Below are 24,400 nucleotides of genomic sequence, written 5' to 3'. Positions count from 1 at the left end.
ACTACGACCGTACTTCCTGGGACGGGGGATTCTTTGCGCGGGCTGAGTGCCGAGAGGCCCGCCGCCCCTGTACGCACGGGATCCCCGTCTCAGGGATATGAGACGGGGATCCCGTGCTGTGTTCAGCGTGCGATGGTCACGCGGTCGGCGCCGGCGGTGCCGGGGGTGCCGGCGGGGTCGGCGGCGCTGCCGGTGGAGCGGCCGGGGCAGTGGGCGCCGCCGGTTCCGTCCGCGCCGCGTCCGCGGCGACTGTGCTCATCTCGGACTCCATCGTGCCGAGCCATTTCTCCCACCGCGACCGCATCGGTGCGATGAGGCCGCCGCCGATGCCCACCACGGCGATGCCGACGACGGCCGCGAGCACGGCGATGAGGATCGGCATGGTGACGGTGACCGCGATGCCGATCTGGTTGAGGGCGGCGATGACGCCCATCGCGATGATCGAGATCGTCACGATCCGCGTCAGCACCGCGCCGAAGCGGAACTTCGCGAGCGCCGGACGCATGATGTCGGCGACGAAGTTCGCGATCGCGGCGACGATGACCACGATCACGATCGCGACGAACACGCGCGGCAGCCAGCCGATGATCTCCTCGACGATGCCGGACACCGGGTTGCTCGGCCCGAACGCGCCGAGCGCCAGCAGCAGGGCGATCAGCAGGATGAAGTAATAGACCAGCTTGACGACGAGCGTCAGCGGATCGATCCCCGTCGGGGCGAGCAGCCTCGAGATGCCTGCTCTGTCGAGCAGACGCTGGAAGCCGATCTTCTTGAACAGGAATTCGAGCGCCTTGGCGACGCTCTTCGCGATGAGCCATCCGATCAGCAGGATGACGAGGAACACGAGCAGTTGCAGGACGAAGTTCCCGATGCCGGCGAGCATCCCGCCGATACCGAGTCCGAATCCGGACCAGTCCATGATGTACCTCCCCTTTCAACGCCACCGAGGGCTGTCCCCGGTGAGGGTTGACTCCGGTCTAGCGGCAGCCCCGGGCACCGACAACCGGATGCGAACTCGCCGGAAATGGGGTAGAGGGCGTGCCGCAACGGCCGAAGCGCGTCGCGCAGGACGGGTGCCAGACTGAACGGATGCTGTCCGCACCGAAGCCCGTCCCCGGCGACCGCGTCGCCGTCCTCTCGCCGGCTTTCGCCGCTCCCGCCGTCGCGCCGGAGCTGCACGAGCAGGCGCTGCGACGCCTTCGGGAGGGCACCGGCCTGATCCCGGTGGAGTACCCGACCACGCGCCGGCTGGATGCGAGCCCGGAGGAGCGTGCGGCCGACGTGAACGCGGCGTTCGCGGATCCGGGCATCCGGGCGGTCATCGCGACGATCGGCGGGGACGATCAGGTCCTGGTCGTCCCTCATCTCGACGACGCCCTCGCGGTGGCCGACCCGAAGCCCTTCTGCGGATACAGCGACAACACCAACATCCTGAACTGGCTCTGGGGTCTCGGCATCCGCTCCTTCCACGGCGGATCGACGGCGGTGCATCTCGGCCCCGGTCCGGCCGTCGACGACATCCACCTCCGCTCTCTGCGCGCGGCGCTGCTCACGGGCGGTGAGCTCGAGATCGCCGAACCCGGGGAATCGGAGGATGTCGGGAAGCGCTGGGCCGACCCGCGGGCGCTGACCGAGTACGGCGACCGCGTCGGCACGGAGGAGTGGACCTGGTCCGGTCCGGGGACGCGAGTCGAGGGGGCCACCTGGGGCGGCTGCCTCGAGGTGATCGACGGCCTCGCCTTCGTCGGCCGGCTGCCGGAGGCGTCCGCGCTCGAGGGCGGCATACTCCTCATCGAGACCAGCGAAGAGCGGCCGCCCGCCGGCTGGGTCGCGCGGTGGCTGCGCGGGCTGGGGGAGCGCGGCATCCTGGGTGCCGTCGCGGGAGTCGTGGTCGCGCGTCCGCCGGTCGGCGACTTCGAGTTCCACCCGTCGCCGGCCGAGGCGCGGGCGCTCCGCGAGGCGCAGCGCGACGCCGTGATCGACGTGGTCGGCCGCTACAACCCGGATGCCGTCGTCTGCGTCGGCGTGCCCTTCGGACACACCCGCCCGCAGTGGATCCTGCCGTACGGCGGCTCGATGACCCTCGACGCGCGGAGCAGGACGATCACGGCCGACTACCGCTGACGACGACGGCCGCACCCGGCGGATGCGGCCGTCGTCCAGGGCGCGGGCTACAGCTCGACCGCCGCGGCGAGGCCGAGGTCCTCCTCGTAGTCGTGATCCTTCGTCTCCGGTGTCAGGATCAGCGCGACGAAGGTCGGCACGCCCATCACGGAGAGGTAGAGGCCGACGAGCCAGGGCGAGCCGTTCTCGCCCAGCGACCACAGCCAGACCGCGATGAGCGGGGCGACCGCCGCGCCGAGGATGGACGAGACGTTGTACGCGATCGCCGATCCGGAGTAGCGCACGTTCGTCGGGAACAGCTCGGGCAGCAGTGCGCCCATGGGCCCGAAGGTGGCGCCCATGAGCATGAACCCGAACACCAGGAACGCCTGCACGAGCGCGCCGGTGAACTTCGGGTCGAGCGCCGGCAGCAGGAACGCGTTGAACGTGAGGCCGAACACGATGATGAGGCCGGTGACCCACAGCAGCAGCTTGCGCCGGCCGACCGTGTCGGCGATGGGCCCGGAGAGCATCGTGAAGACGCCGAAGAACACGACGCCGATGATCTGCATCAGCACGAAGTCGGTGTAGCCGAAGCCGAGGCCGGGGTAGAAGGCCGCCGCGAACGCGGCCGCATCGAACTCCTTGCCCGTCGCCTCGGCGGCGGCCTGGGCGGCGGCGGATGCCGTCTCCAAGGATGCGGCCTTCGTGCCGTAGGCGAGTGTGAAGTTCGTCATCAGGTAGAAGAGCACGTACGTCGCCAGCATGATGAACGTGCCGAGGATCAGCTGCTTCCAGTGGTGGCGGAACACCGTGGCGAGCGGCAGCCTGCGGATGACGCCCTTCTGCTCGGCCTTCTTGAAGGTGTCGGACTCGACGAGCTTCAGCCGGACCCAGAGGCCGATCACGACCATGACGGCGGAGAACAGGAACGGGATCCGCCAGCCCCAGGAGAGGAACGCCTCCGACTTCAGCGCCGGGTTCTCCGCGTGCGGCAGCAGCCAGTTGATCGCGAGGAAGAGGAAGTTCGCGATGATGAAGCCGAGCGGGGCGCCCAGCTGCGGGAAGGTTCCGTACCAGGCTCGCTTGCCCTTCGGCGCGTTCTCCGTCGCCACCAGCGCGGCGCCGGACCATTCGCCGCCGAGCGCGAAACCCTGGGCGAGCCGGAGGATCAGCAGCAGGAGAGCGGCGACCCAGCCGATCTGCTGGTACGTGGGCAGCACGCCGATGAGGAACGTCGCGATGCCCATCGTCAGCAGGGAGGCGACGAGCGTCGCCTTGCGGCCGAACCGGTCGCCGAAGTGCCCGAACACCATGGCGCCGACAGGGCGGGCCACCATGGCCGCGCCGAACACGCCGAACGAAGCGAGCAGCGAGGTGGTGTCGTTCCCGGTCGGGAAGAACAGCACGGGGAAGACGAGGACGGCCGCCGTGGCGTAGGCGTAGAAGTCGTAGAACTCGATCGTCGTGCCGACGAGGCTCGCCGTGATGACGCGCGAGCGGGGGTTCGCGGGCGCGGTTGAAGTACTCAAGATGCTCCTCCGATCATCGCTCCGAGCGGAGCACGTGGGAGTTTACGCCTCCCTGAGCGTTTCCTGTGCGAAGCACGGCGTCGCGTCACTCCTCGGTGGCGCCCAGTGCCGGAGCGGAGACGAAGGCCGCGATCGGCTCGAGCAGGTGCGCGAGCTCGAGCACGACGATCTCGTTCGTCCCCTGCCTGGTGGCGGGCGCCGGCACGCACAGCGTGCGCTGCGGGCCGTTGCGCCAGTAGCGGCCGAGGAAGAAGCCGTTGACGAAGGCATAGCCCTTGGTCCAGGCGGACGTGTCCAGGAACAGATCGGCGGGGGAGTCGAGGTCGAACTCGGCGGTCCACGCCGACGGGCCGTTCTCTGCCGTGCCGAACACCTCGGAGGCGGCGATCGCGGCCACGTCGAGCGGCGTCGAGCGCCATCCGGTCAGCGGCGCGCCGTCGAGACGGGGGACGCCGATCAGCCCCTTCTCCTCGCCGAGCCGGTGGTCGTAGTTCACGCGGCCCTGATCCTCGACGAGGATGCTGAGCACGCGCCCGGCGGGGAGGGCGATCGCGCGGTTGTGGCGTGTCCGGGCGAGCGTGCCCACGTGCTGGCCGTCGACGCTCACCCACGCGAGGTCGCGGACCTCGTCGACGATGAGGAGGCCCCCGGCGGAATCGGGGAGGTCCACGTCGTAGCGCACCAGCGCGCTCAGGTGCCCGAGCTCGTCGAAGGTCCGCGGCCGCTCGCCGGGCTCGCCCGTGGCGGCGGCATCCGTCCACGTCCCGGCCCGGCGCAGGGGAACCGTGAGCTCCGGCGCAGGGGAGGCGGGCGCAGGCACCTCTGCGGGAACCGGTGCGTATCTGGAGATGACCTCGCGGAAGGCGTGGAACTTCGCCGTCGGATTCCCGGCTTCGTCGAGCGGGGCGTCGTAGTCGTAGGAGGTGACCAGTGGCAGGTAGCGGCCCTTGTCGTTCGCGCCGTTCGTGAGACCGAAGTTCGTGCCGCCGTGGAACATGTAGATGTTCACCGAGGCGCCGGCGGCGAGGAGCGCATCGAGCTCGGAGGCCGCGGCTTCCACGTCCGTGGTGTGGTGCACGCCGCCCCACCAGTCGAACCAGCCGTCCCAGAACTCCGAGCACATCAGGGGGCCGGTCGGCTGATGCTCGCGCAGGGTCGCCAGGCGCTCCAGGCTGCGCGAGCCGAAGGAGCCCGTCTTGTGCAGCGAGGGGAGGCTGCCGTCGGCGAGCATCTGGTGCGTGGGCTGGTCCACCGTGGTGAGCGGCACGGTGATGCCGGCCTCCCTGGTCACCCGCACCAGCTCCTCGAGGTACGCCTTGTCGGCGCCGTACGCGCCGTACTCGTTCTCGATCTGCACGAGGACCACGGGACCCCCGCTGTCGATCTGACGCGGCGAGACGATCTCGTAGACGCGCCGCAGATAATCGGAGACGTCGGCGAGGAAGGACGGCTTCGAAGAGCGCAGCGCGTGCTCGCCGCCGGTGAGCCAGACGGGCAGGCCCCCGTTGTGCCACTCGGCGCAGATGTAGGGACCGGGGCGCACGATCGCGTCCATGCCCTCCGCGTGCACGAGATCGAGGAACCGCCCGAGGTCGTTCCACCCCGTCGCGTCCCACTCGCCGCGCCGGGGCTCGTGGGCGTTCCACGCCACGTACGTCTCGATCGTGTTCAGGCCCATCAGGCGCGCCTTGCGGATGCGGTCCTGCCACAGGTCCGGATGCACGCGGAAGTAGTGGATGGCGCCGGAGATCACGCGGTGCGGCTCGCCGTCGCGGAGGAAGTCGGTGTCGCCGATGGAGAAGGAGGTCACGGGAGTGGTGCTTTCGTGCGAGGCGGGTGCGCCGGGGCCTGCGAAGAGGACCCGGCGCACCCTGTCGGGGGATTACTTGTTGACGGCGAAGCCCTGGTCGTCGCCGTACGAGACGAGCGCGTCCTGCCAGGCCGTGAGGCCCTCGTTCAGGTCGGTGCCGTTCTGGTACGACTGGCCGACGGTGTCGCCGAAGATGCTGTTGGCGTACACCTGGTAGGGCAGGTAGCTCCAGCCCTCGACGACGTCGTCGGCCGCAGCGGCGAGGACCTCGTTGATCTTCTGCCCGCCGAAGTACTCCGGCGCATCGGCGAGGAAGTCCTCGCTGGAGAGCTCGGCAGTGGTCGAGGGGAAGCCGCCCGACTCGAGGAAGATCGAGATGCTCTCCTCGGAGTTGTTCAGCCACCACAGGAAGCCGGCGGCCAGGGCGGGGTTCTCGCTCTGCTTCGTCACGGCCTGGCCGCCGCCGCCGTTCTCGGCGCTCGCCGGAGTGCCGTCGTACGTGGGCATCGGGGCGACGCGCCAGTCGCCGGCCCCGTCAGGAGCGCCGGTGATCAGGTTGCCCGGCATCCACGCGCCGATCACGAGCGTAGCGAGGCTGCCGTCGCCGAGCGCGGTGAACCACTCGTCGCTCCAGCTGCCGTAGGGGGCGAGCAGGTCCTCCTCGACGAGGCGGTTCCAGTTCTCGGTCCACTTCTGCGAGCCGGCATCCTGCAGGTCGATCGTGACCTCGGTGCCATCCGTGGTGAACGGCTGGCCGCCGGCCTGCCAGATCATCGACGTCGCGAAGCCGGCGTCTCCGGTGTCGTTGGTGATGTACGCGTCCGGGTTCGCGGCGTGGATGGCCTTCGCGGCCTCGTAGTACTCGTCCCAGGTGGTCGGGACGGCGACCCCGGCGGCGTCGAAGACGGCCTTGTTGTAGAACAGTGCCATGGGTCCGGAGTCCTGCGGCAGGCCGTAGATCGCGTCGCCGTCGGTGACCGAGTTCCACGTCGACGCCGTGTAATCGTCCTCGAAGTCGGCGAAGCCGAACTGGGAGAGGTCGGCGAACGCGTCGGTCAGTGCGAACTGCGGGAAGGCGTAGTACTCGATCTGCACGACGTCGGGTGCGCCGGATCCGGCCTTGATCGCGTTCTGGAGCTTGGTGTACTCCTCGTTGTTCGTGCCGGCGTTGACCAGGTTCACGGTGACGTTCGGGTACGCCTTCTCGAACGCCGCGACCTGTGCCTCGGCGGACGGGGTCCACGACCAGTAGGTGATCTCGCCGCCCTTCTCGAGCGCCGCCTCGACGGAGTCGAACGTGCCGTCGCCGGTCGCGCCGCCGCCCGCATCGCCGCCGGTGCTGCATCCGGCCAGCGCGATCGCGGCCGCGGTGCCGGCTGCCAGGGCGGCGAGGGCGCGCCGCGCGGCAGGGGAGGGAAGGTGCTTCATTGCTGTGTCCTTTCGGGTGGGCCGGTCCGACGTCGGACCGAGGAGGTGGGGCTGAGGGGCGGGACTACTGCTTGACGCTGCCCGCGGTGAGACCCGACTGCCAGAAGCGCTGCAGGAGCAGGAACGCGGCGACGATCGGGATGATGGTGAGGAGCGAGCCCATGATCACGAGGTTGTAGATCGGCTGGGATCCGGCCCCGATCGCCTGGGCGCTCCACTGGTTGAGGCCGACGGTGAGGGGGTACCAGTCGGGCTCCGACAGCATGATCAGCGGGAGGAAGTAGTTGTTCCAGGTCGCGACCACGGTGAAGAGGGCGACGGTCACGATGCCCGGGGCGAGGAGCCTCATCGAGATCGTGAAGAAGGTGCGGAACTCGCCGGCGCCGTCGATGCGCGCAGCCTCCAGGAGCTCGGTGGGCACCGACTCGGTGGCGAACACCCAGATCAGGTACAGGCCGAACGGGCTGATCAGCGACGGGATGATCACCGCCCACGGCGTGTTCGTGAGCCCCAGCTCGCTGAACAGCAGGAAGGTCGGCACGGCGAGGGCGGTGCCGGGGACCGCGACCGCTCCGAGCACGACGGCGAAGACCGCGCGGCGGCCGGGGAAGCTGTACTTGGCGAGTCCGTAACCGGCCATCGTGGCCAGCAGCGTCGCCCCGCCGGCGCCGACGACCACGTACAGGAGGGTGTTGCCGAGCCAGCGCAGGAAGATGCCGTCCCGGTAGGTGAACGTGGCGACGAGGTTGTCGAAGAAGGCGAAGTCGTCGGCGAACCAGAGGCCGAACGAGCCGAACAGGCCGGACTGCGTCTTGGTCGAGGCGAACAGCAGCCACGCCAGCGGCACGAGCGTGTACAGGGCGTACGCGATCATGACGATCAGCAGGATCTTCGACTTCCGGGGGTTCAGCGGGTCGTGCCGCCGCGGGGAGCGGGCGAGGGGCAGTGCCATGTCAGCGCACCTCCGTCTTCGAGCCGCGCAGCTGCACGACGTAGGCGATGACCGCGGTGATGACGCCCATGATGATGGCGATCGTGGCGGCGTAGTTGAACTGCTGCCCGGCGAACGAGAGGTTGTACGCGTACATGTTGGGCGTGAAGAAGGTCGTGATCACGTTCGGCGCCAGCGGGCGCAGGATGTTCGGCTCGTTGAACAGCTGGAAGCTGCCGATGATCGAGAAGATCGTGGCGATCACCAGCGCGCCGCGGACGGACGGGATCTTGATGGAGAAGATCGTGCGCCAGGCGCCGGCGCCGTCGAGCGACGCCGCCTCGTACATCTCGGTCGGGATGGTCTTCAGCGAGGAGTAGAAGATCAGCATGTTGTAGCCGACGAACTCCCACGTGACGATGTTGCCGATGGAGACGAGCATCCACTCCCGGGCGAACGGCGTGAGGACCTCGACGCCGAGGAGGTCGTTGATGTTCGCGGTGAGGCCGAACTGGTCGCCGTAGATGTAGCCCCACATCAGCACGGCCACGACCGCGGGCACGGCGTAGGGCAGGAAGATCAGGATGCGGAAGAAGGATGCTCCGCGCAGGCGTGCGCTGTCGAGGGCGAGCGCCGCGCCGAGGGCGAGGGCGAGCATGATCGGCACCTGCACGACGAGGAACAGGAGGACGCGGCCGAACGCCTCCCAGAACTGCGGATCGGTCAGGGCGCGCACGTAGTTGTCGAGCCCCACGAACGAGGTGCCGCCGATCAGCCGCTCCTGGAAGAAGCTGAGGTACAGGGCATACGCGAGCGGGGTCAGGAACACCAGGGCGAACACGACCATGAACGGGCCGACGAACGCCCAGCCCTTCCAGTCGCGCTTGTCGCGGCGTCGGATGCCGGCGGCTCCGAGTGCTGCGGTCGTTTCAGTCGTCATCGACGAGGCCTTCTCCTTCGGGCGCATCGGGTGCTGCGGACGGGTTCTCCCGACGCTCTGCGCCGTGTGTCAACGTCAACATACGCGATCGGCTGATACTGTGTCAACGTCAACACATGAATGGTGGTCGAACGTGACTTCGGAACCGACGGCAGAGGCGCCGAACCGGCGCAGAGAGCCCTCCATGGAGGATGTCGCACGCGAGGCGGGGGTCTCCGGGCAGACCGTCTCGCGCGTCGTCAACGCCCGCGGCTACGTCGGCGCAGCGACGAGGGCGCGCGTCGAGGACGCGATGCAGCGCCTGGGCTATCGGCCCAACAGCGCCGCACGCGCCCTGCGCTCGGGGCGCTTCCGCACGATCGGCGTGGTGATGTTCTCGTTCAGCTCCTACGGCAACCAGCGCACGCTCGATGCGATCGCCGTCAGGGCCTCGCAGCTCGGCTACGCCCTCACCCTCATCCCTGTCGCCTCCAGCGCGCGCGAGACCGTGGCCGGTGCGTTCCGCCGGCTGGAGGAGCACGCGGTCGACGGCATCATCATCGTCATCGAGGCGCACCAGCTCGACGAGGCGGACATCGAGATCCCGGATGCACTCCCGGTCGTGTTCGTCGACTCGAACCGGGGCGCCGAGCTGCCCTTCGTGGACACGGATCAGGCGCAGGGGGCACGGCTGGCCACCGAGCACCTGCTGGACCTCGGACACGACACGGTCTGGCACATCGCCGGACCCGCGAAGTCGTACTCGGCCGAGCGGCGACGCGACGCCTGGCGGGCCACCCTCGAGTCGCGCGGACGCGTCGTCCCGGAGGCGGTGCAGGGGGACTGGAGTGCGGAATCCGGCTACCGGGCCGGTCTGCTCCTGCGGGAGCGCGACGACGTCACGGCCGTGTTCGCCGCGAACGACCAGATGGCGATCGGGGTCTTGCGTGCGTTCCGCGAGGCGGGGCTCGACGTGCCGGGGGACGTGAGCCTCATCGGCTTCGACGGACTTCCCGAGGCCGCGCAGCTGTGGCCGCCGCTCACGACCGTGCAGCAGCATCCGGAGCGGGTGGGCGCGCTCGCCGTGGATGCGCTGCTCGCCGAACTCGACGAGGGCGAGCGGCTGCAGACGCCGCTGGTCGGCACGGAGCTCATCGTCCGCGGCAGCACGGCACCGCCGCGGACGCGCTGAGAGTCAGCGCCAGATGACGGCGATGCCCGCGTTCACGAGCGTGAGGATGCCGACGAGCCAGAAGACGGCCGGTGCGACGGTCTCACCGCGCTTCTGCCGGGCGGACCCGATGCCGAGCATCGCCCCGATCGCGAGAAGCACGACGAGCTTGGTGCCGATCTTGGCGTAGTTCATCTCGGCGCCCTCGGCCAGGCCCCACGGGGCTGCGAGGATGAGCCCCGCCAGGCCTGCGATCGCGAGGCCGTAGTCCATGATCTTCACGAACCGGCGGTCGCCCGCGAACGCCTGGTAGGCCCACGCTCCGAAGAGGGTGCCGAAGCCGATGAGGTGGACGAACACGACGATGTGGCGCAGAGTCTCCATGTCCCTCACCGTAACCCGTGCGGCATCATGCCGCCACGCAGGTCAGCCTCAGCCGCGCAGGTCCCGGATGACGAGAGCGGTCCGCAGCGCGGCATCCGCAGCCTCGGCCCCCTTGTCCTCCTTGGACCCCTCGAGACCGGCGCGGTCCAGCCCCTGCTGCTCGTCGTCGAGTGTGAGCACGCCGAAGCCGACGGGCTTGCCGGCGTCGAGGGAGACACGCGTGAGACCGTCCGTCGTCGCCGCCGAGACGTACTCGAAGTGCGGGGTGCCGCCTCGGATGATGACGCCCAGGGCGACGACCGCGTCCGCGCCGCCGGCGAAGGCGGCCTGCGCCGCGACGGCCAGCTCGAACGAGCCCGGCACGCGCACGAGCCGGTGGGTCGCCTGAGCGGCGTTCAGCACCCGCTCGGCACCGGCGATCAGCCCGTTCGAGATGGTCTCGTGCCAGGTGCCGGCGATGATGACGACGTTCAGGCCGCGTCCGTCGATGTTGCCGGTTTCGGGTGCTCCTGCGCCGCTCATGCGTCGTCCTTTCCGTCGGCGAGAGCCTCGGCGAGCTCCGCCTCTCCGATGATGTGGCCCATGCGGTCACGCTTGGTCTCGAGGTACTGGTGGTTGTTCGGGCCGACGCCCACGATCAGCGGCACCTGCTCGACGACGTCGAGGCCGAGCTCGCGCAGCTGGTTCACCTTGTCGGTGTTGTTCGTCAGCAGACGCACCTTCGAGATGCCCAGGTCGGCCAGGATCCCGGCGGCGGCCGCGTACTCGCGGGCGTCTGCGGGGAGCCCGAGAGCGAGGTTGGCGTCGACGGTGTCGAGCCCCTCCTCCTGCAGGCTGTATGCCCGCAGCTTGTTGATGAGTCCGATGCCGCGGCCCTCGTGACCGCGCATGTAGACGACCACGCCGCCCTCGTCCTCGATCGCCTTCAGCGCGGCATCCAGCTGGGGGCCGCATTCGCATTTCAGCGAGCCGAAGGCCTCGCCGGTGAGGCATTCGGAGTGCACGCGCACGAGTGCGGTCTCTCCGGGCTCACCGGACACGACGGCGATGTGATCGGTCCCGCTGATGCGGTCCTTGTAGGCGAGGAAGCGGAACGTGCCGTGCGTCGTCGGCACCGTGGCGTCGGCGCGCAGGCTCACCCGGCGGTTCGCCTTCGCCGCGGACGTGTCCTGCGGGTCGATCTCGTTCAGGTGCGCGATGAGCTGCTCGATGGTGATCACCGGCACGCCGTCGCGGGCGCCGAGCTCGAGGAGACCCGGCATCCGCATCATGCTGCCGTCCTCGGCGACGACCTCGGCGATCGCGCCTACGGGGCGGAGCCCGGCGAGCCGCATCAGCTCGACGGCGGCCTCGGTGTGGCCGCTGCGCTCGCGCACGCCGCCGTCGACGGCGCGGAGGGGGAGCACATGGCCGGGCCGGATGAGGTCGCCCGCGCTCGACGCCGGGTTCGCCAGCACGTTGAGGGTGTGCGCCCGGTCGGCCGCGCTGATGCCGGTCGTGACGCCCTCGGCCGCGTCGACGCTCACGGTGTACGCGGTGGAGCGGGCGTCCTCGCTGGCGGCGACCATCGGCTGGAGATTGAGGCTGTCGGCGAGATCTGTCGGCATCGGCGCGCAGATGAAGCCCGACGACCAGCGCACGGTCCAGGCGACCCATTCCGGGGTGGCGAGCTCGGCGGAGAGGATGACATCGCCCTCGTTCTCGCGGTTCTCGTCGTCCGCGACGAGGACGGGGCGACCGGCGCGCAGCGCCTCGAGGGCCTCGGGGATGGTGGAAAGGCTCACAGCGAGCCTCCTTCCGGTGCAGCCCGGAAGGCGAGCAGGCGCTCGACGTGACGGGCGAGGATGTCGGTCTCCAGGTTCACACGATCGCCGACGGCGCGCGAGCCCAGGGTGGTGGCGGCCAGGGTCTCCGGGATCAGGGACACCTCGAACCACGGCTCCGCCTCGGCCGGCGCGCTCACGGCGCTCACGGTGAGGGAGGTGCCGTCCACCGAGATCGAGCCCTTGTCGACGACGAGCGGTGCGAGGTCCGCAGGGAGGCTGACCCGCAGCACGCTCCACTCGGCGCCGGGTCGCACCTCGAGCACGACGCCGACGCCGTCGACGTGGCCCTGCACGATGTGTCCGCCCAGGCGCGCGCCGACCGGCATCGCCTTCTCGATGTTCACGCGGGTGCCGACGGTCGTACCGCCGATCGCGGCCACGTCGAGGGTCTGCTTCATCACATCGGCGTCGAAGCTCTCCGCAGTGGAGCCGACGACGGTCAGGCACACGCCCGACACTGCGATGGACTCTCCGTGCACGGCATCCGATGCCGCCTTCGGCGCGCGCACGGTCAGCCGCCAGCCGTCCCCGGCGGGGCTGATCGCGGTGATCTCGCCGATCTCCTCGATGATTCCGGTGAACATCAGGCTCCTTCTTCCAGAGGGGTCGCGGGGTGCGCGATCGCGAGCAGGTCCGCTCCGAGCGGCAGCCACTCGTCGACGACGAGACGGCGGGCGGCGTCGATGGACGGCACTCCGATGTCGGTGAGCGCCAGCTTCGAGCCGCCGAGCAGCACGGGCGCGATGTAGGCGAGGACGCGGTCGGCGAGGCCGGAGGCGAGGAACGCGCTGGCGAGAGTCGGGCCGCCCTCGACGAACACGCGCTGGATGCCGCGGGCGTGCAGCGCGGCGACGACGGCGTGCAGGTCGCGAGTGTCGTAGAAGAGCGGGGCGTGCGGATGCCGGTGCACGGCCGCGTCCTCGGGGACCGGCCGGGAGCCGATGACGACGGGGACCGGCTGGTGCGGGTACAGGCCGTCGCCGTCGCGCGCCGTCAGCGCGGGGTCGTCGGCGAGGACGGTGCCGGTGCCGACGACGATCGCGTCCGCCTCGGCGCGGCGGCGGTGCACGTCGGAGCGGGCGACGGGGCCGGTGATCCACTGGCTGGTGCCGTCCTCGGCGGCTGCGCGGCCGTCGAGGCTCTGCGCCCACTTCACGGTGATGTGCGGCCGGCCCAGCCGCTGGGCGGTGAGCCAGCCGTCGATGAGGGCGTGCGCGGCATCCGCCTGCTCGCCGGAGTCGACGCTCACGCCCGCGTCGCGCAGGCGCTCCGCGCCGCCGCCGGACACGGCGCCGGGATCGTCCAGCGCGTAGACGACACGGGCGACGCCCGCTTCGATGAGCGCGACGGCGCAGGGTCCGGTGCGGCCGGTGTGGTTGCACGGCTCGAGGGTGACGACGGCGGTCGCACCGCGCGCCGCGCCCGGGGCGAGTTTCGAGAGCGCGTCGACCTCGGCGTGCGGCGTGCCGGCGCCATGATGCCATCCCTCGGCGAGGATCTCGCCGTCGGGGGAGAGGATGACGGCACCCACCTGCGGGTTCACGCCGCGGGGGCCGTGGGCCGCGAGTTCGAGCGCGCGGGCCATCGCCCGGCGCTCCGTCTCGTTCACTGCCATCCGTCGTCCTCCTCTGAGGCTCCGGGGTCCCGCTCGATGCGAGGGGTGGGCAGAACGCGCGCGCGGCGGCGCACCGTGCTGCCTCCCTTCCGGACTAGCGAGATCACTCCCGCATCACCGTCGGTTCCGGATTTCCACCGGATCGGCATCTCGGAGAACCGAGACGCTCGCGGACTGTCACCGCCGGTTCGGATTCACACCGACCCCGGAGCACGTTGATGCTCTGAGTGTACTCAACAGCTCCGACGTGGATTCATTCCACGACATGCAGCGGAACGTTCATACGCCGGACGGCCCCGCTCAATCGCTATGGGTCGATGTGAATCGACAAGGTGATCTGCTCGTCATATACACCGCGAACCTGAGCCACGACGTTCGGGTCGCTCCCGACGAAGCGAATCATGAAGTGCTTCGATATGGGCTCCGAGTCGGATTCATAGTCACCGAATCCGCCCTGGACGGAGTTCACGACGAACCCTGCGGAGACGAGGGCGTCCATCCATCTCTCTGCGACTGCGGCGAACTGGTCGTATCCGGCTTCATCCTCCATGGCGAAGCCATACACCTGCTGTCCGCCGTCTGCGTGGCACAGCTCCGTGACCTCGAAGGGAAGGGGCGGGATCTTGTTCTCCGTCCACTCGGGCGGATACGCGTCCACGAGCTCCTGACCGGGCACGCAGAGCATTGTGGGATCGGCTCCATCGACAGACGATCCGTCCACGGGTGCGGCGCCGGCGGACGGCTCGATGTGCGCGGGTGTCTCGACGGCGACATCGGCCGTGTGACTGCTGCACCCGGACAGGAGCGCGGCGGCAAGTGCCGCGCCCGCCAACCCGCGGGGTCTCCGCATGGCTCCTCCTGACAACGAACGCATGGGCGCTTCGCCGAGATCCTGTGCGAACGCAGTCGCGATCATTTCAGCAGCCGGGACAGCCGGCGATCGGCGAGCGGCTTGCCGCCGGTCTGGCAGGTCGGGCAGTACTCCAGGGAGCGGTCGGCGAAGAAGACGCTGCGCACGGTGTCGCCGCAGACGGGGCAGGCTTCGCCGCGTCGGGCATGCACCTGGAAGCCGGCGCGCTTGGCATCCTTCAGATCCGCCGGGGGCTTGCCGGATGCCGCGGCCACGGCATCCGTCAGGGTCGTCCGCATCGCTTGGTACAGGCGGTCGATGTCGTCGGCACCGAGCGCGCCGGCGATGGTGTAGGGAGACATCTTCGCGGCGTGCAGGATCTCGTCGGAGTAGGCGTTGCCGATGCCGGCGATCACGCCCTGGTCCCGCAGCAGCCCCTTGATCTGCATGCGCCGGCCCTCGAGCAGGCCGGCGAAGACGTCGCGGGTGAACCCCGGCTCCAGCGGGTCTGGCCCGAGGCGCGCGATGCCCGGCACCTCCTGCGGATCGCGGACGACGTAGACGGCGAGGGATTTCTTCGTGCCCGCCTCGGTGAGGTCGAAGCCGCTGCCGTCGTCGAGGGCGATGCGCAGGGCGATCGGCGACTTCCCCGGCTTGATGAGGGTGGTCGGGAGCGCGTTGAACCAGCGCAGCCAGCCCGCCTTGGCCAGGTGGAAGACGAGGTGCAGCTCCGCGCCGCAGGACAGCACGACGAACTTGCCGAGCCGGGCGGCCCCGGTGATCTCGGCGCCCTGGAGGGCATGGATGGGTGGATCGTACGTCTTCAGCGCCGAGATCGCGGCCACGGTGGCACGCGTGATCGTGCGCCCGACGGCGCGCTCGGCGAGGAAGGTGCTCAGCCCCTGGACCTCCGGCATCTCCGGCATATGCCCATCCTGACACCGGCGTCCGACGCTGTCATCCGACGATTAACCCACGCCCTCGTCTCGGAAACACCAGACGAACCGCCGCGGACACGGTGTGTCGGCGGGCGACACGCCATGCGGGAGCTGTGTCATCTCCGTTCTCCGAAAGGCGCCACGAGGAACGAGCACCGGTCAGGACAGCACCGGCCAATCGACCGGGGACCGGTCATCGGTCGAGAGGAGGCCTGCCATCCAGCCGTCGTCACGGCCGCGCTCGCTCGTCAGCGCCTGGCGTTGCAGGCCCTCGTAGCGGAATCCCAGGGCGCGGGCGGTGCGGGCCGACGGCACGTTGCCGACCACAGCCTGCCAGCGGATGCGTGCAAGCCCGAGCTCGCGGAAGCCCCAGTCGACCACGGCCGCGGCCGCCTCGGTGATGTAGCCGTTGCCGCGCGCCGGCTCTGCGACCCAGTAGCCGAGCTCGGCGTGGCCCCCGGAGGGATGCGTGACGATGTGGTGGAGGCCGATGGAGGCCACCAGCTCCTCGTCACGGTACGCGCACCAGATCGCCTGACTGCCGTCCGCCCACCACTCGCCGATCAGGCGGATGTAGCCCTCGGCGTGCTCGCGCGTGTACGGGCTCGGGACCGTCGTCCAGCGGGGGATCTCCGGGTCCTGGCAGGCCCGCTCGATCGCCTCGGCATCCGTCTCGGCGGGCGCCCGCAGGACGAGTCGTTCGGTGGTGAGGGTGACCGGTTCCATCCCGGCATCCTATGCGCGCCGCCCCGTCGAGGCCGTCGCGCACTGCGTGGCAACAGGCGATCACGCCGGAACAGGCCGATCTCCCGACCGTTCGCCTGTTCTCGCGCGTTCGCCTGTTCACGCGTGACCGTTCGGCGACGAATGACGGCGGCCGTCCCGGTGTCGGATGCCGCGACTAGGCTTGTCCGGTGACTGTTCCGGGGATTCTGCGCGCCTTGGAAGAGGCGTCTCTGTACCGTGACGCCCTCAGCTGGGCGCATACCGACGCCGACCTCGGACTGGTCGACGGGCTCGACGCCCCCGCACTCGCCGGTCTGCTGGAACGACGGGCCGCAGCGGGCCATCCGGCTGCCGCGCTCGCCGTCGTCCCGACCGGGCGCCGCGCCGAGTCCCTCGCGCTGGCCCTCGGCGCCTACATGCCCGACGCGGAGGTGCTCACCTTCCCCGCCTGGGAGACGCTCCCGCACGAGCGGCTGAGCCCCAGCCCCGACACCGTCGGCCTCCGGCTGCAGACCCTGCGCCGCATCGCCGAATGGCCAGGCGACCACCCGCTCGTCGTGGTCGCCTCCGTCCGCGCCGCCCTGCAGCCGATCGCCGGCAACCTGGGCGAGATCGCCCCGCTGGAGCTCGCGGTCGGCAGCCGCGGGCACGAGCTCGACGCCGTCGCCGAGCAGCTCGTCGAGCGCGCCTACTCACGCGTCGACATGGTCTCCCGTCGCGGCGAGTTCGCCGTGCGCGGCGGCATCCTCGACGTCTTCCCGCCGATCTCAGAGCACCCCTACCGCGTCGAGTTCTTCGGCGATGAGATCGATCAGATCCGCGCCTTCTCGGTCGCCGATCAGCGATCGCTGCCGGGCGACGTCGGCGGAGTCGACCTCCCTCCGAGCCGCGAGCTCCTGCTCACCCCCGACGTCCGCGACAGGGCGAGAGCGCTGATCGCCGGATTCCCGGCCATCGCCGGGATGCTGGAGAAGATGGCCGAGGGCATCCCGGTCGAGGGCATGGAGTCGCTGCTGCCCGCGGTCGCCGGCCCGCTGAAGTCGCTCGCCGAGTATCTTCCGGCAGGGAGCGCCGTCGCGGTCGTCGACCCGGAGCGCTCCACCGCCCGCGCCATCACCCTCGGCGACACCAACCGCGAGTTCCTGGACGCGGCGTGGAGCGCGGCGACGTCCGGGGCCTCGGCGCCGATCGATCTCGGGGCCGGCGACTTCCTCACCATTGCGCAGCTCCGCGAGGTCGTGCACGACCGCGGCGGCGTCTGGTGGCGGCTGAGCCCGTTCTCCATCGGCGAGACGGATGCCGAGAGGATCGAGGCCGCGACCGTCATCCCGTCCTTCCACGGCAACGTCGACGGCGCGATCGCGTTCGTCGGCGCCAAGGTCGCCGACGGCTGGCGGGTCGTCGTGATCGCCGCGGGCGCCGGACTCGTCGACCGGGCGCGGGATGTGCTCTCCGATCGCGGCGTCGCGGCCCGCATCGTGGAGTCGCTGACGGATGCTCCGGCTCCCGGGGTCGCGACCCTCGTCACCGGCTCGGTCGAAGCCGGCTTCCAGGTGCCGGAGGCGAAGCTCGCCGTCCTCACCGACAACGAGTTCTACGGCCGAACCATCGGCGGCGACCAGCGCGTGGTCAAGAAGCTCGCCTCGCGGCGCAAGAACGTCGTCGATCCGCTGCAGCTCAAGCAGGGCGACTTCGTCGTGCACGCCACCCACGGCATCGGCCGGTTCGTGGAGATGACGCAGCGCGAGGTGTCCACCGGCGGGCGCAACGCCACGAAGTCCGTGCGCGACTACCTCGTCCTGGAGTACGCGCCCTCCAAGCGCGGCTACCCCGGCGACAAGCTCTTCGTGCCCACCGATCAGCTCGACCTGCTCTCGAAGTACGTCGGCGGCGAGGCGCCGACGCTGTCGAAGATGGGCGGCAGCGACTGGGCGGCCGCGAAGGGCAAGGCGCGCAAGGCGGTGCGCGACATCGCCGTCGAGCTCGTGAAACTGTACTCGGCGCGGATGAGCGCCAAGGGGCACGCCTTCGGCCCGGACACGCCATGGCAGCGCGAGCTGGAGGAGGCGTTCCCGTTCGCGGAGACCCACGACCAGCTGCAGACCATCGACGAGATCAAGGCCGACATGGAGCGGCCCATCCCGATGGACCGCCTGCTCTCCGGCGACGTCGGCTTCGGCAAGACCGAGGTGGCCGTGCGCGCCGCCTTCAAGGCGATCCAGGACGGCAAGCAGGTCGCGATGCTCGTGCCGACCACGCTGCTCGTGAAACAGCACCTGGAGACGTTCACCGAGCGGTTCGCCGGCTTCCCGGTGAAGGTCCGTCCGCTGTCGCGCTTCCAGACCGACAAGGAGGCGCGCCTCACGCTGCAGGGGCTGCTCGAGGGCTCCGTCGACATGGTCATCGGCACGCACCGCATCCTCACCGACCAGGTGATGTTCAAGGATCTCGGCCTGATGATCATCGACGAGGAGCAGCGCTTCGGCGTCGAGCACAAGGACGCGCTGAAGAAGATGAAGACGAACGTCGACATCCTCGCCATGAGCGCCACGCCGATCCCGCGCACGCTGGAGATGGCCGTCACCGGCATCCGGGAGATGTCGACCCTGGCGACCCCGCCGGAGGACCGGCATCCGATCCTCTCCTTCGTCGGACCGCGCAGCGACAAGCAGATCGCGGCCGCGATCCGCCGCGAGATCCTCCGCGAGGGCCAGGTGTTCTTCGTGCACAACCGGGTGCAGTCGATCCAGCGGGTCGCCGCCGAGCTCGCGGAGCTGGTCCCGGAGGCGCGGATCGCCGTCGCCCACGGGCAGATGGGGGAGCACCAGCTCGAGCAGGTCGTCGACGACTTCTGGGAGCGCAAGTTCGACGTGCTCGTCTCCACGACGATCATCGAGACCGGACTCGACATCTCGAACGCGAACACGATCATCATCGACCGCGCCGACAAGTACGGGCTCAGCCAGCTGCACCAGCTCCGCGGGCGGGTCGGGCGCGGCCGCGAGCGCGCGTACGCGTACTTCCTCTACGACGACACGAAGCCGCTCAGCGAGACCGCCGCCGACCGGCTGCAGACCATCGCGGTGAACAACGACCTCGGCTCCGGCATGCAGGTGGCTCTGAAGGACCTCGAGCTGCGCGGCGCGGGCAACCTCCTCGGCGCTGAGCAGGCCGGCCACATCGCCGGCGTGGGCTTCGACCTCTACCTGCGGATGATCGGCGAGGCCGTCGCGACGTTCCGCGGCGAGGACGTCGAGACCGGCCAGGAGCTGCGGCTCGAGCTGCCCCTGGACGCGCGGATCCCCGAGGACTACATCGACAGCGAGCGGCTGCGGCTGGAGGCGTACCAGAAGCTGTCCGCCGCCTCCGCCGCGACGGCGAAGGACGACGCGATCGACCTCGTGATCGAGGAGCTCGCCGACCGCTACGGCACGCCGCCGGAGGAGGTCGCGGGGCTCGTCGCCATCGCCCGCCTGCGCCGCCGCGCCGCGCGGGCGGGGCTGACGGATGTCGTGGCGATGGGCTCCAACCTGCGGATCGCGCCGGCGCGCCTGGAGGACTCCATCAAGGTCCGGCTGCAGCGGCTCTACCCGAAGGCGAAGCTCGTCGCCGGGGGAGAGGCTCTCGTGGTGCCGATGCCGACCGTGCCCGCGGCCGTCGGCGTGGGCGTCGAACCCCTTCCGGACGGGCAGCTGCTCGAATGGGTCGGACAGCTGTTCACGGCGATCTTCCCCGAGCCGATCAAGGCGGAGTGACCTCGTCAACCCCCTCCGCATCGGGCGCGCGCGTCCCTAAGGTCGGGGTATGTCGGAACTCGAACGCGAAGAACTCATCGAACTGGAGCGGCGCGGGTGGGACGCGCTCTGCGAGAGCCGTGGCGGAGTTTTCTACCGCGATCTGATGTCTCCGGATGCCGTGATGGTGCTGGTCGACGGTTCGGTGCTCGGCCGCGAGGAGATCGCCGCATCGCTGGACGGCGTGCCGCGATGGACGTCGTACGAGATCGCCGAGGCCGGGCGCATCCCCGTCGACGACAGGTCGTCGGCGCTCGTCTACCGCGCTCGCGCCTTCCGTGACGGTCAGGCGCCCTTCGAGGCGCTCATGACGAGCGTGTACACCGTGGTCGGAGGCCGCGTGCGGCTCGCGCTCCACCAGCAGACGGCCGTCTCCACGTAGCCCACACGAGCTCGATCGTCAACGGGGTGTCCTCCGCTCGCGCATCGGGCTGACGCTGGGGGCATGTGGACGCTGCTGATCATCCTCCTGATCGTCTGGGCAGGGCTCTCCGTCCTCGGGTTCCTCGTGAAGGGCATGCTGTGGCTGGCGATCCTGGGTGCCGTGCTGTTCGTCGGCACGGTGGTCTTCGGCATGCTGCGCCGAGGAAGCACGACGAGGGAGTGACTCCGTCGGCGGCAGGGAGGAGAAGCAGCGCTCCGCACCCGGCCGAGAGGCCGGACTCCGCGGCGACACGCCGTCTCGATCCCCAGCGGGCGGCATCCCCAGCGCCGGGAGTCCGGCTTCTCGTACGGCCTGAGAGGAGCTCCGCGGAGTTGCCGCACGGAAACGCGGGCCTCAGCCGAGCGAGAATCCGCCGTCGCTGGTGAGCACCTGTCCGACGACCCAGGAGCCGGCATCCGTGCACAGCCAGGCGATCAGCCGGGCCGGGTCGTCCGGGCGTCCGACCCTTCCGAACGGCGTCGTCGGCAGCCACTCGTCGAACTCCGTGAGGTCGCGATCGGTGGCGCCGGCGTCGAGGTATCCGGTGTTCACAGGTCCTGGGTTGACGGTGTTCAGCACCAGTCCGACCTCGAGCAGCTCCGCGGCGACCGTGCGCGTGATGCCGGCGAGAGCGGCCTTGCTGGTGGCGTAGGCCGCCTCGCCCCGCATCGGGCCATGTCCCTGACCGGACGTCATCCAGATCACGTGTCCTGTCGGGCGCTCGAACGGGCCGAACCCGTCCCCTCGATCGCCCGGCCGCCGCGGGGAGGCCTCGGCGGCACCGAGCTGGTCGCGCCGGCGGCGGGCGAAGCCCGCCGTGAGCAGCAGCGAGGCCCGTGCGTTGGCCTGCCAGTGGGCGTCGAGCCGGTCGGCGGACATGTCGAAGATGCTGCCGTCGTGGCCGCTCATCGCCTGATTGCAGACGAGGATGTCGAGCGTCCCGGTGAGGGCGGATGCCGCATCCAGCAGCGGCTCGATCGTCGAATGGTCGCGCAGATCGGCGTGGGCGTCACCCGTCAGGGCACCGGGGACGAGGTGCTCGGCGAGGCCGTCGCGCACGGCGTCGAGGTCATCGCCTCCCCACGGCTGGTCGAGGTCGTGCGGGCGGTAGTGATGCAGGAAGACGTTCGCGCCGAGCGCCGCCAGGCGGCCGGCGGTCGCGAAGCCGATTCCGCGGAGCCGGGAGACCCCGGTGACGAGAGCGGTACGGCCGAGCAGGGGAAGATCGGGGGAGGAGTGCATGCGGAGGTCCTTCGGTGAGAGAGCCGCGTACGCCCGAAGGGCGCCATGCGGCGTGGATCGGAGTCGTCTCACCGGGATTGCATGAAGGCAGACTAGCACCCGAGCCTGGTTCGGACGTGGCGCGACGGATGCCGGGCGCAACGGCATCCGCGGGTCTAGTCTGGCGTCATGTTCTACGAGCACCTCGGGGCTCGGCCCCGGATCCATGACACCGCCGTCATCGCTCCCACCGCCGTGATATCCGGCGATGTCGAGATCGGGGCGAACTGCCAGGTGCTGCACGGCGCCGTGATCACCGCGGAGGGCGGGCCGATCACGCTCGGCGAGCACGTCATCGTGATGGAGAACGCGCTCATCCGCGCCACCGCCGCGAACGCCGTGCACATCGGGGCGCACACGCTGATCGGCACGCTCGCGAGCATCGCCGGAGCGACCGTCGGCGAAGAGGTGTTCTTCGCCTCCGGCGCGCGCATCTTCAATGGCGCCCTGGTCGGGGACCGGTGCGAGGTGCGCGTGAACGCGATCGTGCACCGCCGCGCGGTGCTGCCGGAGGGCACCGTCGTGCCGATCGGCTGGGTCGCCGTCGGGGATCCGGTGCAGCTGCTGTCGCCCGATCGCGATGAGGAGATCGCGGCCGCGCAGCCGGAACTCGACTTCCCCGGTCATGTCTTCGGCGTGGACCGGGACACCCCCGACCTCATGGTGCAGCTGACCGAGCGCTACGGCAGCTCCCTCGCGCGGCACGCCGACGACCACGAGGTGCCGCGCTGACGGCATCCGCGCTGACCGCATCCGCGCTGGAGGCGTCCGCGTCGCCCGGCGTGCACGCGGGCTTCCGCCGTTCGCGCGACAGCATCCGGCACGCGCCGCAGAGATAGTCGGCGCGCCTGCAGGAAAGTACAGCGCTCGTCTTCTCGGGGATCTGCTGCGCATGCGGCGAGAAGCGGCGCGAGGCCATCCTCGCGCGGGCCGCGACGTGCGCGGCGCGCCGGCGCGGCGACAGCTGCGGTGCGGAGTGCATCCGTCCCACAACCTACGAATCCGATTTATTTCGAGTGCGTTTCACACGCGTTTCGAATCGATATTGCCTCTCGACCTTTCGAATCGTGGGCCACATAATGATGCTCAGCGTCGGACGAACCCGTGCTCCGACCCCGGTCCTCCATGAAGGAGTGCGCATGACGGTGATCTCCAAGACCAAACCGCTCGCCCAGGGCGGGGGAGCCCTGCGACGGAACCTCGGCCTCTGGGCCATCGTCGGCCTCGGCCTCGGCTACATGACGCCGACGGTCGTGTTCGACACCTTCGGCATGGTCGCGCGAGACACCGGCGACGCCGTCCCCGCCGCGTACCTGGTCGCCCTCGTCGTGATGGTGTTCACGGCGATCAGCTACGGGAAGATCTCCACGGCGTTCCCGAGCGCCGGCTCCGCCTACACCTACGTGCGCGAGTCGATCCACCCCAATCTCGGCTTCATGGTCGGCTGGACCTCCCTGATCGACTACATCCTGCTGCCGATGGTGAACTGCCTCATCATCCGCAGCTACCTCGAGGCGCTCTTCCCCGAAGTGCCAGGGTGGATCTGGGTCGTGATCTACTGCGCCGTGGTCACCAGCATCATCTATCTGACGATGCGCGGCACCTCGAACGTGAACATGCTCCTCCTGGTCTTCTCGATCGTCGTCATGGCGGTGTTCGTCGTCCTGGTCGTGGCGCAGCTGATGCGCGGCGAGGGTGCGGCGACGGTGGCCTCTGCGGCGCCGTTCGTGCACGACGGCGTCACCCTCGCGGCGGTGCTGATGGGCGCCACCATCGTGTGCTTCTCGTTCATCGGCTTCGATGCGGTGACGATGTACGCGGAGGAGGCGAAGGACCCGAAGACCGTGCCGAAGGCGATCCTGCTCACCGTGCTGATCGGCGGCGCGATCTTCATCGTCTCCTCGTACCTGACCCAGCTGCGCTTCCCCGACTGGAACGAGTTCGCCCCCGGCGGCGACATGCAGTTCGTGGAGGACTCGACCCTGCCGATCATCGGCGGCCTGGTCGGCGGAGACGTGCTGATGGCCGTCCTGACCGCTGCGGGCTTCTGCGCCACCCTCGCCTCCGGGCTCGCCTCGCACGCATCGGTCTCGCGGATGCTTCTGGTGATGGGGCGCAACAACGTGCTGCCGCAGAAGGCCTTCGGGTACATCAACCCGCGCACCCACACCCCGACCTTCAACATCGTGCTGGTCGGTGCCGTCTCGCTGCTCGCCATCCCGTTCAGCCTCGAGCTCATCGCCGCGTGGATCAACTACGGGGCGCTGATCGCGTTCACGTTCGTCAACATCTCGGTCATCGCCTGGTTCGCCGTCCGCAAAGGCCTGCGCCGCACGCCGGGGCAGATCATCGCGTACATCGTGATGCCGGGGATCGGCATGCTGCTCACCGGCCTGCTGTGGGCGAACCTCCACCAGGACGCCCTCGTCGGCGGCCTGACCTGGACGGCGCTCGGCCTGGTCTACCTGGCCGTGATCACCCGCGGGTTCCGGCGCAGGGTGGTCGCCTTCGACGAGAACCAGGCGGTCACCGGCTACAACAAGGTCGTCGAGGAGCCCGCCGGCGAGTGACGCAGACCGCTCGCTCACGGAAACGCGCTTCGATCGCAGGGAACCCGAGGATTCCTGCGATCGAAGCGCGTCCGTGCGATCGAGCTCGTCGTCCGCTC

At 69.8% G+C, this 24,400-nt stretch carries 22 protein-coding genes and 1 riboswitch; of the genes, 7 read left to right on the top strand and 15 right to left on the bottom strand.

Annotation, left to right across the window (positions count from 1 at the left end; translation table 11 throughout):
- Positions 1–136: 136 nt before the first annotated feature.
- Positions 137–919 carry a mechanosensitive ion channel family protein gene (locus G6G98_RS05625; protein ID WP_067350068.1) on the bottom strand — a complete coding sequence of 261 codons (783 nt, stop codon included), beginning with the start codon at positions 917–919 and terminating at the stop codon, positions 137–139.
- Positions 920–1,089: 170 nt separating this feature from the next.
- Between G6G98_RS05625 and G6G98_RS05620 the strand changes: the two genes are divergently transcribed.
- Complete coding sequence (locus G6G98_RS05620; RefSeq protein WP_067350071.1) at positions 1,090–2,124, top strand: S66 family peptidase; 1,035 nt, start codon at positions 1,090–1,092, stop codon at positions 2,122–2,124.
- Between the two features lie 47 nt (positions 2,125–2,171).
- On the opposite strand, the gene G6G98_RS05615 is transcribed toward G6G98_RS05620, so the two are convergent.
- From G6G98_RS05615 to G6G98_RS05595, 5 genes are all read right to left on the bottom strand, one after another.
- Positions 2,172–3,635, bottom strand: coding sequence for an MFS transporter (locus tag G6G98_RS05615; protein WP_164233321.1), 1,464 nt, complete (start codon positions 3,633–3,635; stop codon positions 2,172–2,174).
- Positions 3,636–3,720: 85 nt separating this feature from the next.
- Positions 3,721–5,445 (bottom strand): glycoside hydrolase family 35 protein, encoded by a 1,725-nt coding sequence (locus tag G6G98_RS05610; protein WP_164233323.1) that lies wholly within the window; start codon positions 5,443–5,445, stop codon positions 3,721–3,723.
- Positions 5,446–5,517: 72 nt separating this feature from the next.
- Positions 5,518–6,873, bottom strand: a complete 1,356-nt coding sequence (locus G6G98_RS05605) for an ABC transporter substrate-binding protein (RefSeq protein WP_164233325.1) — start codon at positions 6,871–6,873, stop codon at positions 5,518–5,520.
- A gap of 64 nt (positions 6,874–6,937) precedes the next feature.
- Positions 6,938–7,825, bottom strand: coding sequence for a carbohydrate ABC transporter permease (locus G6G98_RS05600; RefSeq protein ID WP_166706064.1), 888 nt, complete (start codon positions 7,823–7,825; stop codon positions 6,938–6,940).
- 1 nt (position 7,826) lies between these two features.
- Entirely contained in the window at positions 7,827–8,744 is a 918-nt protein-coding gene (locus G6G98_RS05595) for a carbohydrate ABC transporter permease (protein ID WP_164233327.1), read from the bottom strand.
- A gap of 184 nt (positions 8,745–8,928) precedes the next feature.
- Here G6G98_RS05595 and G6G98_RS05590 point away from each other — a divergent pair, with 184 nt between their 5' ends.
- Positions 8,929–9,915 carry a LacI family DNA-binding transcriptional regulator gene (locus tag G6G98_RS05590; RefSeq protein ID WP_164233329.1) on the top strand — a complete coding sequence of 329 codons (987 nt, stop codon included), beginning with the start codon at positions 8,929–8,931 and terminating at the stop codon, positions 9,913–9,915.
- Positions 9,916–9,918: 3 nt separating this feature from the next.
- On the opposite strand, the gene G6G98_RS05585 is transcribed toward G6G98_RS05590, so the two are convergent.
- The 8 genes from G6G98_RS05585 to G6G98_RS05550 all read right to left on the bottom strand — a co-directional run bounded on the left by G6G98_RS05585 (position 9,919) and on the right by G6G98_RS05550 (position 16,233).
- Complete coding sequence (locus G6G98_RS05585) at positions 9,919–10,278, bottom strand: Fe-S protein (protein WP_067350094.1); 360 nt, start codon at positions 10,276–10,278, stop codon at positions 9,919–9,921.
- A 48-nt stretch (positions 10,279–10,326) separates the two neighbouring features.
- Complete coding sequence (ribH, locus tag G6G98_RS05580; RefSeq protein ID WP_164233332.1) at positions 10,327–10,800, bottom strand: 6,7-dimethyl-8-ribityllumazine synthase; 474 nt, start codon at positions 10,798–10,800, stop codon at positions 10,327–10,329.
- Positions 10,797–12,062, bottom strand: coding sequence for a GTP cyclohydrolase II (gene ribA, locus G6G98_RS05575; RefSeq protein ID WP_164233334.1), 1,266 nt, complete (start codon positions 12,060–12,062; stop codon positions 10,797–10,799). The genes ribH and ribA overlap by 4 nt, the downstream gene beginning before the upstream one ends.
- Positions 12,059–12,688 carry a riboflavin synthase gene (locus tag G6G98_RS05570; protein WP_164233336.1) on the bottom strand — a complete coding sequence of 210 codons (630 nt, stop codon included), beginning with the start codon at positions 12,686–12,688 and terminating at the stop codon, positions 12,059–12,061. Before G6G98_RS05570 ends, ribA begins: the two co-directional genes overlap by 4 nt.
- Positions 12,688–13,719 (bottom strand): bifunctional diaminohydroxyphosphoribosylaminopyrimidine deaminase/5-amino-6-(5-phosphoribosylamino)uracil reductase RibD, encoded by a 1,032-nt coding sequence (gene ribD, locus G6G98_RS05565; protein WP_164233337.1) that lies wholly within the window; start codon positions 13,717–13,719, stop codon positions 12,688–12,690. Before ribD ends, G6G98_RS05570 begins: the two co-directional genes overlap by 1 nt.
- A gap of 72 nt (positions 13,720–13,791) precedes the next feature.
- A riboswitch (FMN riboswitch) is annotated at positions 13,792–13,936 on the bottom strand.
- 90 nt (positions 13,937–14,026) lie between these two features.
- Positions 14,027–14,569: a hypothetical protein gene (locus G6G98_RS05560; RefSeq protein WP_164233340.1), complete on the bottom strand. Its 543-nt coding sequence runs from the start codon at positions 14,567–14,569 to the stop codon at positions 14,027–14,029.
- 62 nt (positions 14,570–14,631) lie between these two features.
- Positions 14,632–15,495, bottom strand: a complete 864-nt coding sequence (locus tag G6G98_RS05555) for an Fpg/Nei family DNA glycosylase (protein ID WP_164233342.1) — start codon at positions 15,493–15,495, stop codon at positions 14,632–14,634.
- A 171-nt stretch (positions 15,496–15,666) separates the two neighbouring features.
- A complete protein-coding gene (locus G6G98_RS05550) occupies positions 15,667–16,233 on the bottom strand; it encodes a GNAT family N-acetyltransferase (RefSeq protein WP_164233344.1) in 567 nt (188 codons plus the stop codon).
- Positions 16,234–16,421: 188 nt separating this feature from the next.
- On the opposite strand from G6G98_RS05550, the gene mfd reads away from it, so the two are divergent.
- The 3 genes from mfd to G6G98_RS05535 all read left to right on the top strand — a co-directional run bounded on the left by mfd (position 16,422) and on the right by G6G98_RS05535 (position 20,634).
- On the top strand, positions 16,422–19,988 hold the full coding sequence (gene mfd / locus G6G98_RS05545; RefSeq protein ID WP_164233346.1) for a transcription-repair coupling factor: 3,567 nt from the start codon (positions 16,422–16,424) through the stop codon (positions 19,986–19,988).
- Between the two features lie 49 nt (positions 19,989–20,037).
- Entirely contained in the window at positions 20,038–20,409 is a 372-nt protein-coding gene (locus G6G98_RS05540) for a DUF4440 domain-containing protein (protein WP_164233348.1), read from the top strand.
- A 63-nt stretch (positions 20,410–20,472) separates the two neighbouring features.
- Positions 20,473–20,634 carry a hypothetical protein gene (locus G6G98_RS05535; RefSeq protein ID WP_166706062.1) on the top strand — a complete coding sequence of 54 codons (162 nt, stop codon included), beginning with the start codon at positions 20,473–20,475 and terminating at the stop codon, positions 20,632–20,634.
- Positions 20,635–20,805: 171 nt separating this feature from the next.
- Here G6G98_RS05535 and G6G98_RS05530 read toward each other — a convergent pair whose 3' ends face one another.
- Positions 20,806–21,693 (bottom strand): SDR family oxidoreductase, encoded by an 888-nt coding sequence (locus G6G98_RS05530; RefSeq protein ID WP_164233350.1) that lies wholly within the window; start codon positions 21,691–21,693, stop codon positions 20,806–20,808.
- Between the two features lie 168 nt (positions 21,694–21,861).
- Here G6G98_RS05530 and G6G98_RS05525 point away from each other — a divergent pair, with 168 nt between their 5' ends.
- Positions 21,862–22,464, top strand: coding sequence for a gamma carbonic anhydrase family protein (locus G6G98_RS05525; protein ID WP_164233352.1), 603 nt, complete (start codon positions 21,862–21,864; stop codon positions 22,462–22,464).
- 407 nt (positions 22,465–22,871) lie between these two features.
- Positions 22,872–24,302, top strand: coding sequence for an APC family permease (locus tag G6G98_RS05520; RefSeq protein ID WP_084788216.1), 1,431 nt, complete (start codon positions 22,872–22,874; stop codon positions 24,300–24,302).
- The last annotated feature ends 98 nt before the right edge of the window (positions 24,303–24,400 follow it).

Origin of the sequence: Microbacterium hydrocarbonoxydans, from assembly GCF_011752045.1 — a bacterium.
GTDB lineage: Bacteria > Actinomycetota > Actinomycetes > Actinomycetales > Microbacteriaceae > Microbacterium.
The sequence above is the reverse complement of the archived record's forward strand: the minus strand, read 5'-3'. Positions and strand labels throughout refer to the sequence as shown.

What these genes read in the sequence shown, in the direction of transcription:
- G6G98_RS05625 (WP_067350068.1), bottom strand. Translation starts at nt 919, where the DNA reads ATGGACTGGTCCGGATTCGGACTCGGTATCGGCGGGATGCTCGCCGGC.
- G6G98_RS05620 (WP_067350071.1), top strand. Translation starts at nt 1,090, where the DNA reads ATGCTGTCCGCACCGAAGCCCGTCCCCGGCGACCGCGTCGCCGTCCTC.
- G6G98_RS05605 (WP_164233325.1), bottom strand. Translation starts at nt 6,873, where the DNA reads ATGAAGCACCTTCCCTCCCCTGCCGCGCGGCGCGCCCTCGCCGCCCTG.
- G6G98_RS05600 (WP_166706064.1), bottom strand. Translation starts at nt 7,825, where the DNA reads ATGGCACTGCCCCTCGCCCGCTCCCCGCGGCGGCACGACCCGCTGAAC.
- G6G98_RS05595 (WP_164233327.1), bottom strand. Translation starts at nt 8,744, where the DNA reads ATGACGACTGAAACGACCGCAGCACTCGGAGCCGCCGGCATCCGACGC.
- G6G98_RS05590 (WP_164233329.1), top strand. Translation starts at nt 8,929, where the DNA reads ATGGAGGATGTCGCACGCGAGGCGGGGGTCTCCGGGCAGACCGTCTCG.
- G6G98_RS05585 (WP_067350094.1), bottom strand. Translation starts at nt 10,278, where the DNA reads ATGGAGACTCTGCGCCACATCGTCGTGTTCGTCCACCTCATCGGCTTC.
- ribH (WP_164233332.1), bottom strand. Translation starts at nt 10,800, where the DNA reads ATGAGCGGCGCAGGAGCACCCGAAACCGGCAACATCGACGGACGCGGC.
- G6G98_RS05570 (WP_164233336.1), bottom strand. Translation starts at nt 12,688, where the DNA reads ATGTTCACCGGAATCATCGAGGAGATCGGCGAGATCACCGCGATCAGC.
- ribD (WP_164233337.1), bottom strand. Translation starts at nt 13,719, where the DNA reads ATGGCAGTGAACGAGACGGAGCGCCGGGCGATGGCCCGCGCGCTCGAA.
- G6G98_RS05560 (WP_164233340.1), bottom strand. Translation starts at nt 14,569, where the DNA reads ATGCGGAGACCCCGCGGGTTGGCGGGCGCGGCACTTGCCGCCGCGCTC.
- G6G98_RS05555 (WP_164233342.1), bottom strand. Translation starts at nt 15,495, where the DNA reads ATGCCGGAGATGCCGGAGGTCCAGGGGCTGAGCACCTTCCTCGCCGAG.
- G6G98_RS05550 (WP_164233344.1), bottom strand. Translation starts at nt 16,233, where the DNA reads ATGGAACCGGTCACCCTCACCACCGAACGACTCGTCCTGCGGGCGCCC.
- G6G98_RS05540 (WP_164233348.1), top strand. Translation starts at nt 20,038, where the DNA reads ATGTCGGAACTCGAACGCGAAGAACTCATCGAACTGGAGCGGCGCGGG.
- G6G98_RS05535 (WP_166706062.1), top strand. Translation starts at nt 20,473, where the DNA reads ATGTGGACGCTGCTGATCATCCTCCTGATCGTCTGGGCAGGGCTCTCC.
- G6G98_RS05530 (WP_164233350.1), bottom strand. Translation starts at nt 21,693, where the DNA reads ATGCACTCCTCCCCCGATCTTCCCCTGCTCGGCCGTACCGCTCTCGTC.
- G6G98_RS05525 (WP_164233352.1), top strand. Translation starts at nt 21,862, where the DNA reads ATGTTCTACGAGCACCTCGGGGCTCGGCCCCGGATCCATGACACCGCC.
- G6G98_RS05520 (WP_084788216.1), top strand. Translation starts at nt 22,872, where the DNA reads ATGACGGTGATCTCCAAGACCAAACCGCTCGCCCAGGGCGGGGGAGCC.